Genomic DNA, 15141 nt, shown 5'->3' with positions numbered 1-15141 from the left:
AGATGATCCAGAGCGTGCTCGTCGGCGCGGTCGTCGTGCTGGCCTGGACGATGACCGCGGCCAGGCTGGAGCGGTGGCAGATCACCGCGCCGATGGCGATGGTCGCGGCCGGGCTGGCGATCGGGTTCACCACGCGCAACGATCTCGGCAACGGGCTCAACACCGAGATCGCGCTCAACGCGGCGGAACTGATCCTCGCGTTGCTGCTGTTCGTGGACGCCACCGCGGTCAAGGGCGGCTATCTCGGTCACGACGCCAAGCCCGCGGTGCGGCTGCTGCTGCTCGCGCTGCCGCTGACGATCCTGATCGTCATGGGGGTCGGCCTGCTGGCGCTGCCGGGCCTCGGCTGGGCGGCGGTCCTGCTGATCGCCTGCATCATCGCCCCGACGGACTTCGCGCCCGCGACGTCGGTGGTGCACGACGTCCGGGTGCCCGAACGCGTGCGGCATCTGCTGAACGTCGAGAGCGGTTACAACGACGGCGTCGTCGCCCCGGTGTTCATCTTCGCGCTCACCCTCGCGGGGAGCCACCATCAGGCGGACACGCCGGGTGAGGCGCTGCAGGCCGCGATCCCGGCGGCGTTGCTGGCCGTGCTGGCGGGCTCCGTCATCGGCGCGGTGGCCGCGGTGGCGATGAACGTGACCGCCAGGCATGGCTGGTCGACCCGGCATTCCGCGCGGGTCGCGGCCGTCGCCCTGCCGCTGCTGACCTACACCGCCGCCGTCGCGATCGGCGGCAACGGCTTCGTCGCCGCGTTCCTCTGCGGGATCGCCTACAAGACCGCCCGGCATCCGAGCGAAGACGAACTCGGGCTGGCCGAGGACGTCAGTTCGCTGTGCGGGCTGCTCATGTGGTTCGTCTTCGGCAGTACCGCGGTGCTGGTGCTGTCCTTCGGCCTCACGTGGGGCATCGTGCTCGTCAGCGTCGTCGCGCTGACCGTCGCGCGGCTGATCCCGGTGCTGCTCACCTTGCTGCGGACGGACTTCCGGTGGAAGGACCGGATGACCATCGGCCTGCTGGCCCCGCGGGGCGCGGCGTCGATCGTGTTCGGCCTGCTCGCCTTCAACTCGCTCGACGGGGACGCGGCGGACGTCGCGCTGAGCGTCATGGCGGTGACCGTGCTGCTGAGCGTCGCCGCGCACGGTGTCGGGGCCTCGGCGTTCCTGAACCGCAAGTCGAAGAGGACGTGACGGCTTCGGCCTCGGCCCCTCTCTGCGAGCGGAATCGGCCGGGGCGGGGCGCCGTTCCCGAACGGTTACCGGCTCAGTTGCCCGCGGTCTCCAACGTCACCCACGGTCAGGTCGTGCGGTGCCGCGTTGTTCCACAGCGCCTCCGCCTCACCGGCGAAGAACGACGCCGGGCCGCCCCGGGTGGCGTCCCGGACCTGTTCGGTCAGCCGCCGCGAGCGGATCTGGGAGAAGGCGAGCAGGGCCAGCAGTGCGGTCACCACGGACGAAAGCGTTTTGACGTCCGAGATCCCGGTCGCGCCGAGGACGGTGAACGCCAGTGCGACGGTGCCCAGTACGCGCGCCGTGTCCGGGATTCCTGACATCGATGGCATCGCCGAACCAAGCGATACGAAGCCATTTGGCTCAACTGATTGTCTGGTCCAGTCCAGTTATGTCTACTAACGTAGAGGGATGGAGCTGGAACTGCGCCACCTGCGCATCATGTGCGCGATCGCCGAACTCGGGAGTATCACCAAGGCGGCGAACACGCTCGGAATGGCGCAGCCTGCACTGACAGCACAACTCAAGCGCATCGAACGGACCCTCGGCGGGAAGCTGTTCCTGCGCGACCATACGGGCACCCGGCCGACCGCGCTCGGCCTCCTCGTCCTCGACAGGGCGAAGATGGTGCTCCCCGCCGTGTCGTCGCTGCACGACGAGGCGGCGCGGCTCGCCCAGCACGCCGGTACCGGTGAGCCGGTGACCCTGCGGCTCGGTTCGGCGACGGGGCCGATGCTGGGGGCGCTCCTGCAACGCCTCGGTACCACCCATTCCGACATCCATGTCGCCACGCATACGTCGTGGTCGGCCAACGAACTCGCGGACATGACCGCCGAGGGCGCGCTGGACTTCGCCTTCGTCGGCGTCTGCGGTGACGCCGCGCCACCGCCGGAGCCCGGTCTCCGCTGGCGGACGCTCGCGCATCATCCGGTGTTCGTCCTGATGTCGGCGCGGGACGAGCGCGCGCAGCGGCCCGAGGTCGAACTCGGCGCGCTCGCGAACGAACGCTGGTGCGCGACGCCGGGAGACGGATGTTTCGGCGACTGTTTCGCCTCCGCCTGCGCGAGATCGGGGTTCACGCCGCGTTCGTTGTACGAAACCGATGTGCTGACCTGCATCGAGATGGTCGAATCGGGACACGCGGTGGTGCTGTGCCAGCCGTTGTTCCATGAGATCCCGGGTATCGTCGCGGTCCCGATCGCGGGGAATCCGCTGAGCTGGCGGAATCTCGTCGGCTGGTCGGAGCGAGGGGAGATGGGCCCCTTCGCCGCGGAGATGATCGCGCTTTCCCGCGCGGTGTACGGCGAGCTGATCGACCGGCGGCCGACCTACTCGAAGTACCTGGAGTTGAATCCGGGGTATGGCGTGGACTACACGGACGCTGGGCTGCGCTGACCTGCGCGGAAGCGGTCGAAAGGTCCAGTCCACTGGGTGGATATGACCTAAATGGTATGTACCATTCGTGGCAGGTGCCTCGTACGGTCTGGAACGAGATCTTCTTCCGGAACGCGGTGAGGAAACGCCTGAAATGAACCGAAAGATCGTAGCGGCCGCCGCGGCGGCCCTGACCGGCGCGGGCCTGGTCACGGCCATCGCGCTGACGCCGAGCGCCAGCGCCGGCCAGCATGTGCCTGCCGCCGACCAGGTCCAGCAGGAGATCGTCGCCGCCATGGCGCGTGACCTGAAGATCAGCCCGGATCAGGCGAGGACCCGCCTCGCCGTCGAGCAGAAGGCGGCCAAGGCCGACAGCGACCTCAAGTCCCGGCTCGGCTCGTCCTACGCCGGATCCTGGCTGGACGCGGCCGGGACCACGCTGACCGTCGCGGTCACCGACGCGGCGCTGGAGGGCGTCGTCCGTGCGGCGGGCGCGACCCCGAAGACGGTCGCGCGCAGTGCCGCGCAGCTCGACGCGGCGAAGCTGTCCTTGGACGTCAAGGGAACCAGCGCTCCGAAGACCGTGCCCGGCTGGTACGTCGACGCCACCACGAACTCCATCGTGGTGCTGGCCAACGCCGGTGCCGAAGCGGCCGCGAAATCGTGGGCGGCCGCGGCCGGCGTGGGCGCCGACGCGGTGCGGGTCGAGACCAGCACCGAAAGCCCGGTTCCGCTGATCGACGTCATCGGCGGCAACGCCTACACCTTCGGCTCGGGCCGGTGCTCGATCGGCTTCTCGGTCGAGGGCGGCTTCGTGACCGCGGGACATTGCGGCACCACGGGAACGCGGACTTCGAACCCGAGCGGGAGTGTCGCGGGCTCCAGCTTCCCCGGCAACGACTACGGGTGGGTCCGCGTGGACGCGGGCAACACCCCGCGTCCGCTGGTGAACCGCTACCCGGGCACCGTGCCGGTGGCGGGTTCGCAGGAGGCCGCGATCGGCGCGTCGGTCTGCCGTTCCGGTTCCACGACGGGCTGGCGCTGCGGCACCATCCAGCAGAAGAACGCGTCGGTGAACTACCCGCAGGGCACCGTTTCCGGCCTGACCCGGACCAGCGCCTGCGCCGAGCCGGGTGACTCCGGTGGTTCGTGGCTCGCGGGCGACCAGGCGCAGGGCGTCACCTCCGGTGGCTCCGGCAACTGCAGCTCGGGCGGCACGTTCTACTTCCAGCCGATCTCGGAGATCCTGAGCGTCTACAACCTGCGCTTGGTGACCTCGGGGTCCAACCCGCCCTCCAGCACGACGCCGACCACCACGACGTCGAACAACCCGCCCGGCGGAACCTGGGCGGCGGGCACCACCTACGCCGTCGGCGCGACGGTGACCTACGGCGGCGCCACTTACCGGGCTCTGCAGGGCCACACAGCACAGGCAGGTTGGGAGCCGCCGAACGTCCCAGCGCTTTGGGCGCGCGCCTGACCGCCTAGCCGTCCGGGCCACACGCAGGGGTGCGCCCGGACCGACCGCCCCCGACGTCGTCCGTGCGTCGGGGGCGGTCCCTGTGCGCGGCGTAACTCGCGTGCTTGAAGGCGTAACTCGCGTGCTCAGACGCTCCACACTCGAGTTACGCCTTCAAGCACGCGAGTTACGTGTCTGATCACGCGAGTTACGGGGTCAGTGCAGGACTTTCAGGCCCACCACGCAGGCCACGATCCCCACGATGAGCAGGATCCGGGCCACCGAAACGGTTTCCGCGCCCGACCACATGCCGTACGCGACCGTGAGCGAGGCACCGATCCCCACCCAGACCGCATAGGCGGTGCCGACGGGGAGATCCTTCATCGCGTACGCGAGACCCACCATGCTGGCGACCAGCGTCACGCCGAAGATCACCGACGGTACCGGCCGGGACAACCCTTCGGACCTGCCGAGGGCGGTGGCCCACACGGCTTCCAGTACACCCGAAACGATCAGGACAAGCCACGACATGACGCGCTCCCAGAGCGCCGTCTTGTCGCTGGCCGGGTACGGCACCCACTCGTCCGGGGACCTCGATCACGAGGTTCCACGACCAGGATGGCACACGGCTCGCGCGGGCCGCCCGCCGGTTTGACGAGGGTCACCATTGTGGACGGTCAGGTCAGCACCTTGGGCGCCGACCACGCGAGCAAAGCCAGCTCCAGCACCGAGAATCCGATCAGCGCCCACGCGCTCGGCAGCCAGACCAGCGCGATTCCGACGAGGAGGACCGGCAGGACCAGCCCGGCGTACGCGGCCAGGAACAGGGCCGCGAGGACTTCACCACGCACCGGTGGCTCGGCGAGGGCGGCGACGGTGGCCACCGACGCGCGGAAGCCCAGCCCGACGCCGGCGCCCGCCACGATCCCGCCCGCGAGGAAGAGCCACAGCTGGGACGACGCGACCGCGACCGGCAAGGCCACCAGACCGGCCACCATCAGCCCGAGGCCGAGCCGTAGCTGGGTTTTCCTTGCCAGACCGGCGAAGACGACCTGAGCCCCGGCGGCCGCGATGAATACGGAGAACGACGCGACACCGGCGAGCATCCGTGATCTCTCGTGCATGCCCTGCGCCAGCAAGGTCGGCGTCAGTGCCATGAACAGCCCGGTGATCGCGAAGGCCGCGAAGGCGCCGATCGCCGCGCCGAAGAAGGCGGGCCGCGCGCTCGACGGCAACGAGACGCGCTGCGGCCGGTACGCGGGCCGCTCCTCGGCGCGCTCCACCGTCTCCGGGACGAGCGCGACGGCGATGGCCGCGGCGAGCAACAGAACCAGGAAGAACACGAACGGTGCGGTGAGCGGCTCGGCCGAGTAGCTCGCGAACACGCCTCCGAACAGCGGCCCGAGCGCCAGCCCGCCCATGTTGACGACGGTCGCGATCAGTCCCGCGCGCCCGTGGTCCTCACGCGGGCGGGCGACGGCGCGTAGTTCGGACAGGTGTGCGGTGGCGGTGGCGGTCAGCGCGCCGATCCCCGCGCCGCCGACGAGTCTGGCCAGGATCAGGCCGGGAACGTCAGGCCACGCCAGGAAAAGCGTCGCGGAGAGCGCCTGGATCAAGGTCGCGGCGAGGATCACCCGCCGCCGTCCCAGCCAGTCGCTGACATGGCCTGCCAGATAGAGGCTGCCCATCACACCGACCGCGTAGGCGGCGAAGACGATGGTCACGACATAGGTCGGGAAGCCGTCACGCTGTTGGTAGAGCACGTAGAGCGGGGTCGGAACGGTGGAGAAGGCCAGCGACGCGGCGTAGGCGGCCGCGACGACCCAGAAACCGCGGCCGTGGCTGATCCGCCGGAGCGCGGGATGGGGGAGGGTGACGCTGTTCAGCATGTCTCCACTGTGAATCGCCCGATCATCCAAGTCCAACGAACAATACTGGTCACAGTTATCGGTGAATGCGATAATCGGTGCCCGTGGAGACCCGTCAGCTCGAATGTTTCGTCGCCGTCGCCGAGGAACTCAGTTTCACGCGCGCCGCCCGGCGTCTGTACGCGGTGCAGTCCACCGTCTCGGCGACGATCCAGGCACTCGAAAACGAACTGGGCGTCAAGCTGTTCGACCGCTCGACGCGCCGGGTCGCGCTCTCTCCGGCCGGCAAGGTGTTCCTGCCCGAGGCCAAGGCCGCGCTGGAGGCTTTCGACAGGGCGCGCGAGGTGGTCGCCGACGCTTCCGCCGGCCTCCGCGGCAGCCTCCGAATCGGCACCTTGACCAGCGTCGGAGACCTCGATCTGCCCGATCTGCTCGGCGCGTTCCACCGGCGGTACCCACTGGTCGATCTGCACGTCTCGGTGTCGATCACCGGGTCCACCGGGCTGGCCGAGGACCTGCGCCAGGGCAGGCTCGACGTCGCCCTGCTCGGTCTGCCCGAGTCCGATCTCGCCGGGCTCGACACCAAACCGCTCGGCTCGGCGCCATTCGTCGTCCTGCTGCCCGACGGCCACCGGCTGGGCGACCGGCGATCGCTGACCTTGGCGGATCTCGCGGACGAGTCGTTCGTGGACAATCCGCGCGGCTTCGGCAACCGGGTCGCCCTGGATCGCGCGTTCGAGGCGCTCGGGACACCTCGGCGGGTCATCGTGGAGGTCGCCGACCTGCGCGCCGTGCCCGCGTACGTGGCGGCGGGGCTCGGTGTCGCCGTCGTTCCCGATCTCCGCCTGCTGGCGGGGATCCGGACGATCCCGCTCGACGAACCCGGTCTCGCCTGGCCGCTGACCATCGCCACCAGGGGAGAGCGGCCGCCCGGCCGGGCCGCCCGGCTGTTGTTCGAACTGATCGACGAGGGGGAGTTCTCCCTCGTGCTCCCGGCGCGGGCCTGAGTTCAGCCCGCCAGCAGCGTGCGCGTGGTCCTGGCCACCAGGTCGACCGTGCGCGGCGGGGGCGCCTCGCCGCGGTCGAGATGCCGCCGCACCGCCGCGTAGGGCAGGTCGACGAGGGCGAGCATCAGTTCGTCGGTGCTCCGGCCGGTCAGCGGGCGGAGCCGCCGGAGGACCTTGGTGATCGCCGTGTCGAGGCGGCGGTTGGCCTCGTCGACGCGGGCGCGGTCTTCGGCGCTCCAGTCGTCGACGCCGAGCGCCCTGTCGCCTCCGTAGAGCAGCTTCCCTTCGGCGGGATGGGCACGGCACCAGCGGACGACCTGTGCGGCCGCCTCGACGGCGGCTTCGGTGACCGGTTCCTGTTCGAGTGCTTCGAGGTACCCCTGCTGGAAGCGGGTCACCGTGCGGAGCCAGACGGCGGCGAGCAGCGCCGGACGTCCGGGAAAGCGGTGGTAGATCGACCCGCTCGGCGCGCCGACCTCGCGGGCGACGGCCGACATGGTCACCCCGGCGACCCCTTCGGTGGCGAAGATCCGCACGGCGGCGTCGAGGAAGTCGTCGGCGGTGTGCCGCGGTGGCCGTCCCATTTTCAGAGACTATCCTCTACTATGGTTTTAGGGGAAGGTCTCTAGAACTGGGAGGCGCGATGCGCGTGTGGAACAGGCATCACCGGATCGTCGGCGTGACACAGGAGCGTGCCGGTGCGCTGATCGACACTCTGTCCATGGACGGAGACAGGCTCTGGCCCGTCGACACGTGGCCGCCGTTGCGGTTCGACCGGCCGCTCGGGGTCGGCGCCGACGGCGGGCACGGACCGGTGCGGTACCACGTGGAGTCCTACGACCCCGGAAGGTCCGTGCGGTTCAGGTTCAGCGCGCCCCGCGGCTTCGACGGGTTCCACGAATTCACCCTGCGGGCGACGGGAACCGGGGAGACCGAACTCGCGCACCTCATGGTGCTGCGGCTCCGGCACCCGGCCTGGTTCACCTATCCGCTGCTGTGGCGGCCGATGCACGACGCGCTGCTGGAAGACTGCCTCGACCGCGCCGAGCGTGAGCTCACGGGCACGGTCGGGAAGCCCGCGCGATGGAGCCTTTACGTCCGGTTCTTGCGGAGCCTGATCTCCGGCAAGAGGCCCTTTCGCTTGAGCAGGAACAAAGTGCCGCCGATGAGCACGACGGCGATCAAGTAACCGAGCGCCAGGGACACCGCGCCGCCGTTCGCGGGTGGCAGCAGCACTCCGAACACCGCGCTGACGGCGGCGAGGATCCAGCGCCCGCGGTCGGTCGTCAGGCTCACGGCCAGCAGGGCGACCGTCCACAAGAGATACCAGGGCTGGACGACCGGCCCGAGGACCAGCATCGCGGCGAAGGTCAAGCCCGCGGCGTAGAGCGGGTGCAGCTTTTCGCGATAGGTGAGCCACAACAGCCTGGCGGCGACGGCGAGACCGAGGATCGCGCCGATCAGCGAGAACACCTCGATCGCGCCGTCGGTCAGGTCGGCCCCGAAGAGCTTGCCGATCCCGCCGACGAGGAAACCGAGTTCGTTGGTGGGGGCCATCCAGCTGTGGACCTGGCCGGAAACCCCGGACAGCACGCGCACCCAGCCGAAACCGAGCCCGCTGCCGAGCGAGATCGCCGCGGTGACGGCGGCGAAACCGGCGGGCAGGCCGAGCGCGACCGCCACCCGCCCGGCGGGTGTCGCGCGGCGGAACAGGCCGGCACCGACGAACAACAGGCCGGCGACCGCCACGATCTTGATGTTCGAGGCCGCGCTCACCGCGATCACGCCGGCCGCGATCAGCGCGGGCCGGGCCGCGCCGGTCTTCGCCGCGCCCATGAGGACGAGTTCCAGCCCGGCGACCATCAACCCGACCATGAGCCCGTCGTTGTGCACGCCCGCCACGACGTGCCACAGCACGAGCGGGTTGAGCAAAGCCAGCCACAGCGCGATCGACGGCGAGACCCCGACGCGGCGGGCGAGCCGGGGGAGCGCCCACGCCATCAGCACGATCCCGATCAGCCCGAGCAGCCGGTGCAGCAGCACCGTCGGCACGAAGGCGTCTCCCGCGACATGGGCGATCGTGCGGGCCAGCGCGACGAACGCGGGGCCGTACGGCGCGGGCGTGTCCCGCCAGTAGTGGCTGACCGCCATCGTCACCGGCGAATCGGCGCCGAGCGCCTCGGCGGGCCCCACGAGGTAGGTGTCGAACCCCTTGGCCGCGATCAGGCCCTGCGCCAGATAGCTGTTGATGTCGCCGCTGAACAGCGGGCGCGCGGCCAGCAGCGGCGCGCACCACGAGACCGCGATCCAGTACAGCCGCCGCTCCGGCAGCCCGGCGGCGAGCCGTCCGATGCCCAGCCAGGACAGCACGAGGGTGGCCATCCCGGCGACGCCCAGCGCCACCACCAGCACCGAGGGGAGGCCGATCCCGGACGTGACCAGCACCAGCACGGCGATTCCGAGGAAACCCGCCCAGTGCAACGCCGAGATGTTCAGCCCGGTCTTCTCCGGCGCGGGCAAGAGGTTCTGCATGCGGCCAAACTACTCCAAGTGCGAAATCCGGTTCCGCCGATCGCACGGTAAACCGGCTTGAACGCTTCGGGGCCGCGTCCGCCGGGTACTCCACGCCGTGGAGAGGCGGTGGTGGGCGTGAAGAAGCGCTGGGTGCGTCTCGGGGCGTTCGCGCTGGCCGGACTCCTGATCGTCGCGGCGGCGCTGCAGATCACCGGGCTGCTGCCGAAGCTCGACCCGTTCGGGAAGTCCACTGTGGACCGTTCGCAGCCCGCGGTGCTCCAGGCGGTCCGGGATCTGAGCCAGTACCACGCGGCGGTCGGTGACTACCAGGTCGTCGTCGACATCGAGAAGGACGTCCAGTGGGTGCCCGCGAGCATCGCCGGGGAACGCACCCTGTTCGTCGCGGCGGGCTCTGTCGACGCGTACGTGGATTTCGGCCCGTTGGTGGAGAATTCGCTGACGGTGTCCGAGGACCGGCGGTCGGTCGAGGTGCGGCTACCCGAGCCGAAGCTCGCGAAACCCAACTTGGACAACGAACGCAGCTACGTCTTCGGCCAGGAGCGCGGTTTGATCGACCGGCTCGGCTCACTGGTCTCCGCGCAGGACCAGCGGCCGTTCTACCTCGCCGCGGAGAAACGCATCGGTGAGGCCGCGCGACACTCGGGCCTGCTGGAACGCGCCAAGGCCAACACCAAGGCGATGCTCACACAGCTGCTGCGGGGGCTGGGCTTCCAGGTCACCTTCCCGGCGGAACCGGCCACTTGACCCCGTTCGCCCGCTTTGTCCGGTGTTTCGGCTGGTGAGCGACGTGGTACGGCTTCCGCATGAACGCAAACCCGGTGCCGGATCGGATCGCGGAAGTCTGGGGAGACCGGACGCCGTACCAGCGTGGGGACACTTGGCCCCGCAGAACGGACTCGCACCTGGAGGCGGGCGTCGGGGAAACCGATGTGGACCGCTGGGTCCGGTCGGCCTGCGTCCTGTGCAGCAACGGATGCGCGTGCGACATCGCGGTGAAGGACGGCCGGATGGTCGGCGTCCGCGGGCGCGAGACCGACCTCGTGAACCACGGCCGGATGGGTCCCAAGGGGCTCTACGGGTCGTGGCAGTGGTCCGGGAAGGACCGGCTGACGCGGCCGTTGATCCGTCGCGGCGGCGAACTGGCCGAATCCGACTGGGACACCGCGATGGACCTGATCGCGCGGCGGTCCAAGGAACTGCTGGACGAGACCGGGCCGCTGTCGCACGGGTTCTACACCAGCGGGCAACTGTTCCTGGAGGAGTACTACACGCTCGGCGTCATCGGCAAGGCAGGCCTCGGCACACCGCATATGGACGGCAACACGCGGCTGTGCACGGCCACGTCGGCCGCCGCGATGAAGGAGAGCTTCGGCTCCGACGGCCAGCCCGGCACGTACGCCGACATCGACCACTGCGACGCGCTCTTCCTGTTCGGCCACAACATGGCCGAGACACAGACCGTGTTGTGGAGCCGGGTCCTCGACCGGCTCGCCGGGCCCGAGCCGCCGGCGGTCGTCGTCGTCGATCCGCGGCGGACGAAGGTCGCCGAGGCGGCGGAAGAGTCCGGCGGCCTGCACCTCGCCCCACTGCCCGGCACCAACCAGGCGCTGATGAACGGCCTGGTCCGCGAGCTGATCGTCGAGAAATGGATCGACGAGGACTACGTTTCCGCGCACACCCTCGGTTTCTCCGAACTCGAAAAGACCGTCGAGCCCTACACTCCTGACCACGTCGGCGAGATCTGCGGGATCGACCCGGAAGCGCTGGTGCGGGCCGCGGGGATCTTCGGCACGGCCGAGCGAGTGCTGTCGACGGTGTTGCAAGGCTTCTACCAGTCTCACCAGGCCACGGCGGCGGCCTGCCAGGTCAACAACCTGCACCTGCTGCGGGGGATGATCGGCAAACGGGGCGGCGGCGTGCTGCAGATGAACGGCCAGCCCACCGCGCAGAACACGCGCGAATGCGGCGCCGACGGCGACCTCCCCGGATTCCGCAACTGGGAGAATCCGGAACACGTCCGGCAGCTGGCCGAACTGTGGAACGTCGATCCGCTGACCATCCCGCACTGGTCGCCGCCGACGCACGCCATGCAGATCTGGCGGTACGCCGAACAAGGCTCGATCCGGTTCCTCTGGATCTCGGCCACCAATCCGGCCGTCTCCCTGCCGGAATTGCCCCGTATCCGGGAGATCCTCGGCAAGGAGGGCCTGTTCGTCGTGGTGCAGGACGGTTTCCGGACCGAGACCGCCGAGTTCGCCGACGTCGTGCTCCCCGCCGCGCTCTGGGGCGAGAAACAGGGGACCTTCACCAACGTCAACCGGACGGTGCATCTTTCGGAGAAGGCGGTCGATCCGCCCGGTGAGGCCCGCGCCGATCTGGAGATCTTCCTCGACTACGCGCGACGGATGGACTTCCGCGACCGTGACGGCGACCCGCTGATCGGCTGGCGTACTCCCGAGGAGGCCTTCCGCGCCTGGCAGGAGTGCAGCCGGGGCAGGTTGTGCGACTACACCGGACTGTCGTACGAGAAACTCCGCGGCGACAGCGGGATCCAATGGCCGTGCGACCAGGAGCATCCGGACGGGACCGAACGCCTCTACGCGGACGGCGTGTTCACCACGAAGACGGACGCCTGCGAGGACTACGGTCACGACCTGCTCACCGGCGGCACGGTTTCGGCTCAGGAACACAAAGCCCTGCGACCGGACGGGCGCGCGTTCCTCAAGGCCGCGGAGTACACGACTCCACCGGAGGTACCCGGCGAGCGGTATCCGTTCGTCTGCACGACCGGGCGCACGGTGTACCACTTCCATACCCGCACCAAGACCGGACGCGCCCCGAAGCTCCGGCGGGCCGCACCGGAACCCTGGGCCGAACTCGCCGCGGCCGACGCCGCCGAACTCGGGGTCACGGACGGAGATCTGGTCCGGGTCGAGTCCGTGCGGGGCGGTGTCGAGGTGCCGGCACGGATCGGCCGCGTCCGTCCCGGCGTCGTGTTCCTGCCGTTCCACTACGGCTACTGGGACACCGGCGGCGAAAAGCGTCCGCGCGCCGCCAACGAGCTGACCATGACCGAATGGGATCCGGTGTCCAAACAGCCGCTGTTCAAGATCGGCGCCGTCCGCGTCCGCAAGGTGGAGGGCTGACCCATGCATCTCGCCACCTATCTCGGGCTTCTGCACAGTTCGCTGACCACGCTCGCCGACGCCTTCCGGCAGGTCGGCGAGGGCCATGGCGAAGAGCCCGACGTCGAGCAGACGTGCCTGCTGCTCGCCGGGCGGATCGACCGGCAGACCGAAGCGCTCGTCCCGATCGTCGAGCGCTACGGCGAAGACCGCGAGCAGGAACCCGAGCGGCTCCACGCCGCGGGTCTGGAAGGCACCCGCAGCGGCGGCGTCGGCCTGCTTCGGGACCTGCAAGACCTCTACGCGCTGTCGTCGTTCACCGACATCACCTGGACCGTGGTCGGTCAGGCGGCGCAGGGACTCCGCGACCGGGAACTGCTCGATCTGGTCGAGGAACACGAACAGGAGACCGCACGCCAGCTGACCTGGCTTCGTACGCGGATGAAGCAAAGCGCTCCCCAGGCACTCATCGCCGCACGATGATTCCGCGTCCGTGCGGTGCTCACCCCGCCGGTCTTGACCAGGCGGGCTCGTGCTGGTGGGCTGGCGAAGTCGACTGGGAGGCGCGATGGTGACGAAGCCGAGGGACAGCCTGACCTACAGCGAACCGATCGCCACCGGGGAGGTCTTGATCGACACCACCCCGGAGCAGGTGTACCGGCTCGTCAGCGATCCGGTCTCGATGGCGGAGTGCACCGAAGAGCTCCGCAAGGCGCGCTGGATCCGCGGCGCGACCGAGGCGCGCGTCGGGTGCTGGTTCTCCGGGAGCAACCGCAACGGATGGCGGCGTTGGGTGACCCACGCGGAGATCATCGAGGCCGAACCCGCACGCCGGTTCGCCTACCGGGTGCGCACGCCGTTCTTCGTGCCGATCTCCCGGTGGGAGTACGAAATCGCCCCCGACGGCGACGGCACCCGGCTCACCGTCGCGAACTGGCTGCGGGTGCCGCCGTGGTTCGTCCCGATCGCCATCCTCATCACCGGCGAACCGGATCGGGCCGGGACCAACCGGGCCAACATCGCCGCCACGTTGGAGCGGGTGAAGGCGCGGCTCGAGGGCCGGGAGTGGCACCGCTAGCGGGATCGTGAGCGGCGAACGCCGCCGGCCGTGGTCGTGTCGTCCGTCGGATCACGCGTGTCGTCCGATCGGTCACGAGACCCGGCCCGCTCGGTATCGGTGCCCCTTGCTTGGCCGCAGGTTGCGAAAGCCACTTTCGCAACGTTGAAGGTTGCGAAAGTGGCTTTCGCAACGTTCGGCCGTGGCCAGGAGCCATTCGGCACCGCTGGCGGGGCCCTCACTCGAAGTTCTGCATCCCCCGGTTCTCCAGTTTGCGCATCACCGGGCCGGACAGCAGGCCGTGCACGAGCACCGAGACCGCGATCGTCAGCGCCGTGACCCGCCACAGCGAGTCGGCCATCGGGAAATCGCCGTGCCCCAGTGCGTAGGAGAGGTAGTAGAGACTGCCGATCCCGCGTATTCCGAAGAACGCGATCGCCGTCGCCGCCGGGCGGGTGGTGGTGCCGCCGAGCAGGGCCAGACCGCCGAACAGCGGACGGACGATACCCACGGCCGCGATCGCCACCAGGACTTCGGCGAGTTTCAGCCCGGCCAGTAGCCCGTCGCCCAGCGCGACGCCGAGACCGAGCAAGGCCAGGGCGACGAAAAGCCGTTCCAGCTGATCACCGAATTCGTGCAGCACCCCGTGGTATTCGTGGGAACGCTCGCTGGCGCGGATGGTCGCGGCCGCGGTGAACACGGCGACGAAGCCGATGCCGCCCAGCCATTCGCAGAGCGCGTAGGGCAGGAACGCGATGGCCAGCACCACCAGCCCGTCGGAGTATTCGCCAAGGCGCAGTCTTTCGTGCCGCACCCGGAACATCAGCCAAGACAGCAACCGGCCACAGGCGAGACCGACCAGTACGGCGACCGCGAGCGGGACGACGACCTCGGTCACCACCCAGGGAACCGGCGACGTGCTCGCCGTCCCGGCCCAGACGAGGGCCAGCAGCACGAACGGCATCGCCAGGCCGTCGTTGAGCCCGGCTTCCGAGGTCAGCGTGAACCTGATCTCGTTGTCCGAACCCCGTCCGTCGTCGGTATGCGGCGCGGGCACCTGGACGTCGCTCGCCAGTACCGGGTCGGTCGGCGACAACACGGCACCCAGCAGCAGCGCGGCGGCGGGGGACAGGGCGAGCGCCCACCAGCCGAGCAGGGCCACCGCGCAGACCGACAGCGGCATGGTGATCGCCAGCAACCGCCAGGTCGAGTTCCACGACCGCCAGCCGAACAACCGGTCGGATTTCAGACCCGCGCCGACCAGCGACACCAGCACGCCGAGTTCGGTGACCACCTCGACGGCGCCCACATGCGACCTCGGGTCGAGGACACCCTGGCCATAGGGGTGCGAGAAGGGGAGCAGTCCGAAGATCAGCCCGCCGACCAGAAGGACCAACGGCATCGACAGCGCGCGTTCGTGCAACAGGTTCGGCAGCACGGCGGCACACAACGCCAGAACGCCTGCCCCGGCGAGCAAGATCTCCATG

15 protein-coding genes and 1 riboswitch are annotated in these 15141 nt (G+C 69.6%); of the genes, 9 read left to right on the top strand and 6 right to left on the bottom strand.

Annotated elements, in window-relative coordinates; genetic code table 11:
- The first annotated feature begins 2 nt into the window (after positions 1-2).
- Positions 3-1190 carry a cation:proton antiporter domain-containing protein gene (locus ACZ3HL_RS40240; protein WP_465411904.1) on the top strand — a complete coding sequence of 396 codons (1188 nt, stop codon included), beginning with the start codon at positions 3-5 and terminating at the stop codon, positions 1188-1190.
- Between the two features lie 65 nt (positions 1191-1255).
- Here the strand turns inward: ACZ3HL_RS40240 and ACZ3HL_RS40235 are convergent, their stop codons facing one another.
- A complete protein-coding gene (locus ACZ3HL_RS40235; protein ID WP_465536929.1) occupies positions 1256-1552 on the bottom strand; it encodes a hypothetical protein in 297 nt (98 codons plus the stop codon).
- A gap of 88 nt (positions 1553-1640) precedes the next feature.
- Between ACZ3HL_RS40235 and ACZ3HL_RS40230 the strand changes: the two genes are divergently transcribed.
- Complete coding sequence (locus tag ACZ3HL_RS40230; RefSeq protein ID WP_465411902.1) at positions 1641-2624, top strand: LysR family transcriptional regulator; 984 nt, start codon at positions 1641-1643, stop codon at positions 2622-2624.
- A gap of 133 nt (positions 2625-2757) precedes the next feature.
- Positions 2758-4083 carry an alpha-lytic protease prodomain-containing protein gene (locus ACZ3HL_RS40225; protein WP_465411901.1) on the top strand — a complete coding sequence of 442 codons (1326 nt, stop codon included), beginning with the start codon at positions 2758-2760 and terminating at the stop codon, positions 4081-4083.
- A 195-nt stretch (positions 4084-4278) separates the two neighbouring features.
- Here the strand turns inward: ACZ3HL_RS40225 and ACZ3HL_RS40220 are convergent, their stop codons facing one another.
- Both ACZ3HL_RS40220 and ACZ3HL_RS40215 read right to left on the bottom strand, forming a co-directional pair.
- Positions 4279-4593 (bottom strand): DMT family transporter, encoded by a 315-nt coding sequence (locus tag ACZ3HL_RS40220; RefSeq protein WP_465536926.1) that lies wholly within the window; start codon positions 4591-4593, stop codon positions 4279-4281.
- An 11-nt stretch (positions 4594-4604) separates the two neighbouring features.
- Positions 4605-4673, bottom strand: a riboswitch (guanidine-III (ykkC-III) riboswitch).
- A gap of 66 nt (positions 4674-4739) precedes the next feature.
- The gene (locus tag ACZ3HL_RS40215) at positions 4740-5951 is read right to left on the bottom strand and encodes an MFS transporter (protein WP_465536923.1); all 1212 of its coding nucleotides are present in this window, start codon (positions 5949-5951) and stop codon (positions 4740-4742) included.
- 83 nt (positions 5952-6034) lie between these two features.
- Between ACZ3HL_RS40215 and ACZ3HL_RS40210 the strand changes: the two genes are divergently transcribed.
- Positions 6035-6937 carry a LysR family transcriptional regulator gene (locus tag ACZ3HL_RS40210; protein ID WP_465536921.1) on the top strand — a complete coding sequence of 301 codons (903 nt, stop codon included), beginning with the start codon at positions 6035-6037 and terminating at the stop codon, positions 6935-6937.
- 2 nt (positions 6938-6939) lie between these two features.
- Here the strand turns inward: ACZ3HL_RS40210 and ACZ3HL_RS40205 are convergent, their stop codons facing one another.
- Positions 6940-7521 carry a TetR/AcrR family transcriptional regulator gene (locus ACZ3HL_RS40205; RefSeq protein ID WP_465536920.1) on the bottom strand — a complete coding sequence of 194 codons (582 nt, stop codon included), beginning with the start codon at positions 7519-7521 and terminating at the stop codon, positions 6940-6942.
- Between the two features lie 59 nt (positions 7522-7580).
- Between ACZ3HL_RS40205 and ACZ3HL_RS40200 the strand changes: the two genes are divergently transcribed.
- Positions 7581-8126 carry an SRPBCC family protein gene (locus tag ACZ3HL_RS40200; RefSeq protein ID WP_465536917.1) on the top strand — a complete coding sequence of 182 codons (546 nt, stop codon included), beginning with the start codon at positions 7581-7583 and terminating at the stop codon, positions 8124-8126.
- Here the strand turns inward: ACZ3HL_RS40200 and mptB are convergent.
- Entirely contained in the window at positions 8030-9469 is a 1440-nt protein-coding gene (gene mptB / locus ACZ3HL_RS40195; RefSeq protein ID WP_465536915.1) for a polyprenol phosphomannose-dependent alpha 1,6 mannosyltransferase MptB, read from the bottom strand. The genes ACZ3HL_RS40200 and mptB overlap by 97 nt on opposite strands.
- A gap of 111 nt (positions 9470-9580) precedes the next feature.
- On the opposite strand from mptB, the gene ACZ3HL_RS40190 reads away from it, so the two are divergent.
- The 4 genes from ACZ3HL_RS40190 (at position 9581) to ACZ3HL_RS40175 (ending at position 13675) form a co-directional block, all read left to right on the top strand.
- Positions 9581-10216 (top strand): DUF4230 domain-containing protein, encoded by a 636-nt coding sequence (locus tag ACZ3HL_RS40190; RefSeq protein ID WP_465536913.1) that lies wholly within the window; start codon positions 9581-9583, stop codon positions 10214-10216.
- A 74-nt stretch (positions 10217-10290) separates the two neighbouring features.
- Entirely contained in the window at positions 10291-12618 is a 2328-nt protein-coding gene (locus ACZ3HL_RS40185; protein WP_465536958.1) for a molybdopterin oxidoreductase family protein, read from the top strand.
- Positions 12619-12621: 3 nt separating this feature from the next.
- Positions 12622-13080, top strand: coding sequence for a hypothetical protein (locus ACZ3HL_RS40180; protein ID WP_465411893.1), 459 nt, complete (start codon positions 12622-12624; stop codon positions 13078-13080).
- Between the two features lie 85 nt (positions 13081-13165).
- Positions 13166-13675: an SRPBCC family protein gene (locus ACZ3HL_RS40175; RefSeq protein ID WP_465536912.1), complete on the top strand. Its 510-nt coding sequence runs from the start codon at positions 13166-13168 to the stop codon at positions 13673-13675.
- Between the two features lie 217 nt (positions 13676-13892).
- On the opposite strand, the gene ACZ3HL_RS40170 is transcribed toward ACZ3HL_RS40175, so the two are convergent.
- Positions 13893-15140 carry a cation:proton antiporter gene (locus ACZ3HL_RS40170; protein WP_465536910.1) on the bottom strand — a complete coding sequence of 416 codons (1248 nt, stop codon included), beginning with the start codon at positions 15138-15140 and terminating at the stop codon, positions 13893-13895.
- Position 15141 lies beyond the last annotated feature (1 nt).

It is taken from the genome of Amycolatopsis sp. NPDC000009, assembly GCF_055563465.1.
Note: the sequence above shows the minus strand (reverse complement) of the source record. Positions and strands in the feature narration are given on the sequence as shown.

Coding starts and splice junctions, on each gene's coding strand:
- ACZ3HL_RS40240 (WP_465411904.1), top strand. CDS start 3: ATGATCCAGAGCGTGCTCGTCGGCGCGGTCGTCGTGCTGGCCTGGACG.
- ACZ3HL_RS40235 (WP_465536929.1), bottom strand. CDS start 1,552: ATGTCAGGAATCCCGGACACGGCGCGCGTACTGGGCACCGTCGCACTG.
- ACZ3HL_RS40230 (WP_465411902.1), top strand. CDS start 1,641: ATGGAGCTGGAACTGCGCCACCTGCGCATCATGTGCGCGATCGCCGAA.
- ACZ3HL_RS40225 (WP_465411901.1), top strand. CDS start 2,758: ATGAACCGAAAGATCGTAGCGGCCGCCGCGGCGGCCCTGACCGGCGCG.
- ACZ3HL_RS40220 (WP_465536926.1), bottom strand. CDS start 4,593: ATGTCGTGGCTTGTCCTGATCGTTTCGGGTGTACTGGAAGCCGTGTGG.
- ACZ3HL_RS40215 (WP_465536923.1), bottom strand. CDS start 5,951: ATGCTGAACAGCGTCACCCTCCCCCATCCCGCGCTCCGGCGGATCAGC.
- ACZ3HL_RS40205 (WP_465536920.1), bottom strand. CDS start 7,521: ATGGGACGGCCACCGCGGCACACCGCCGACGACTTCCTCGACGCCGCC.
- ACZ3HL_RS40200 (WP_465536917.1), top strand. CDS start 7,581: ATGCGCGTGTGGAACAGGCATCACCGGATCGTCGGCGTGACACAGGAG.
- mptB (WP_465536915.1), bottom strand. CDS start 9,469: ATGCAGAACCTCTTGCCCGCGCCGGAGAAGACCGGGCTGAACATCTCG.
- ACZ3HL_RS40180 (WP_465411893.1), top strand. CDS start 12,622: ATGCATCTCGCCACCTATCTCGGGCTTCTGCACAGTTCGCTGACCACG.
- ACZ3HL_RS40175 (WP_465536912.1), top strand. CDS start 13,166: ATGGTGACGAAGCCGAGGGACAGCCTGACCTACAGCGAACCGATCGCC.
- ACZ3HL_RS40170 (WP_465536910.1), bottom strand. CDS start 15,140: ATGGAGATCTTGCTCGCCGGGGCAGGCGTTCTGGCGTTGTGTGCCGCC.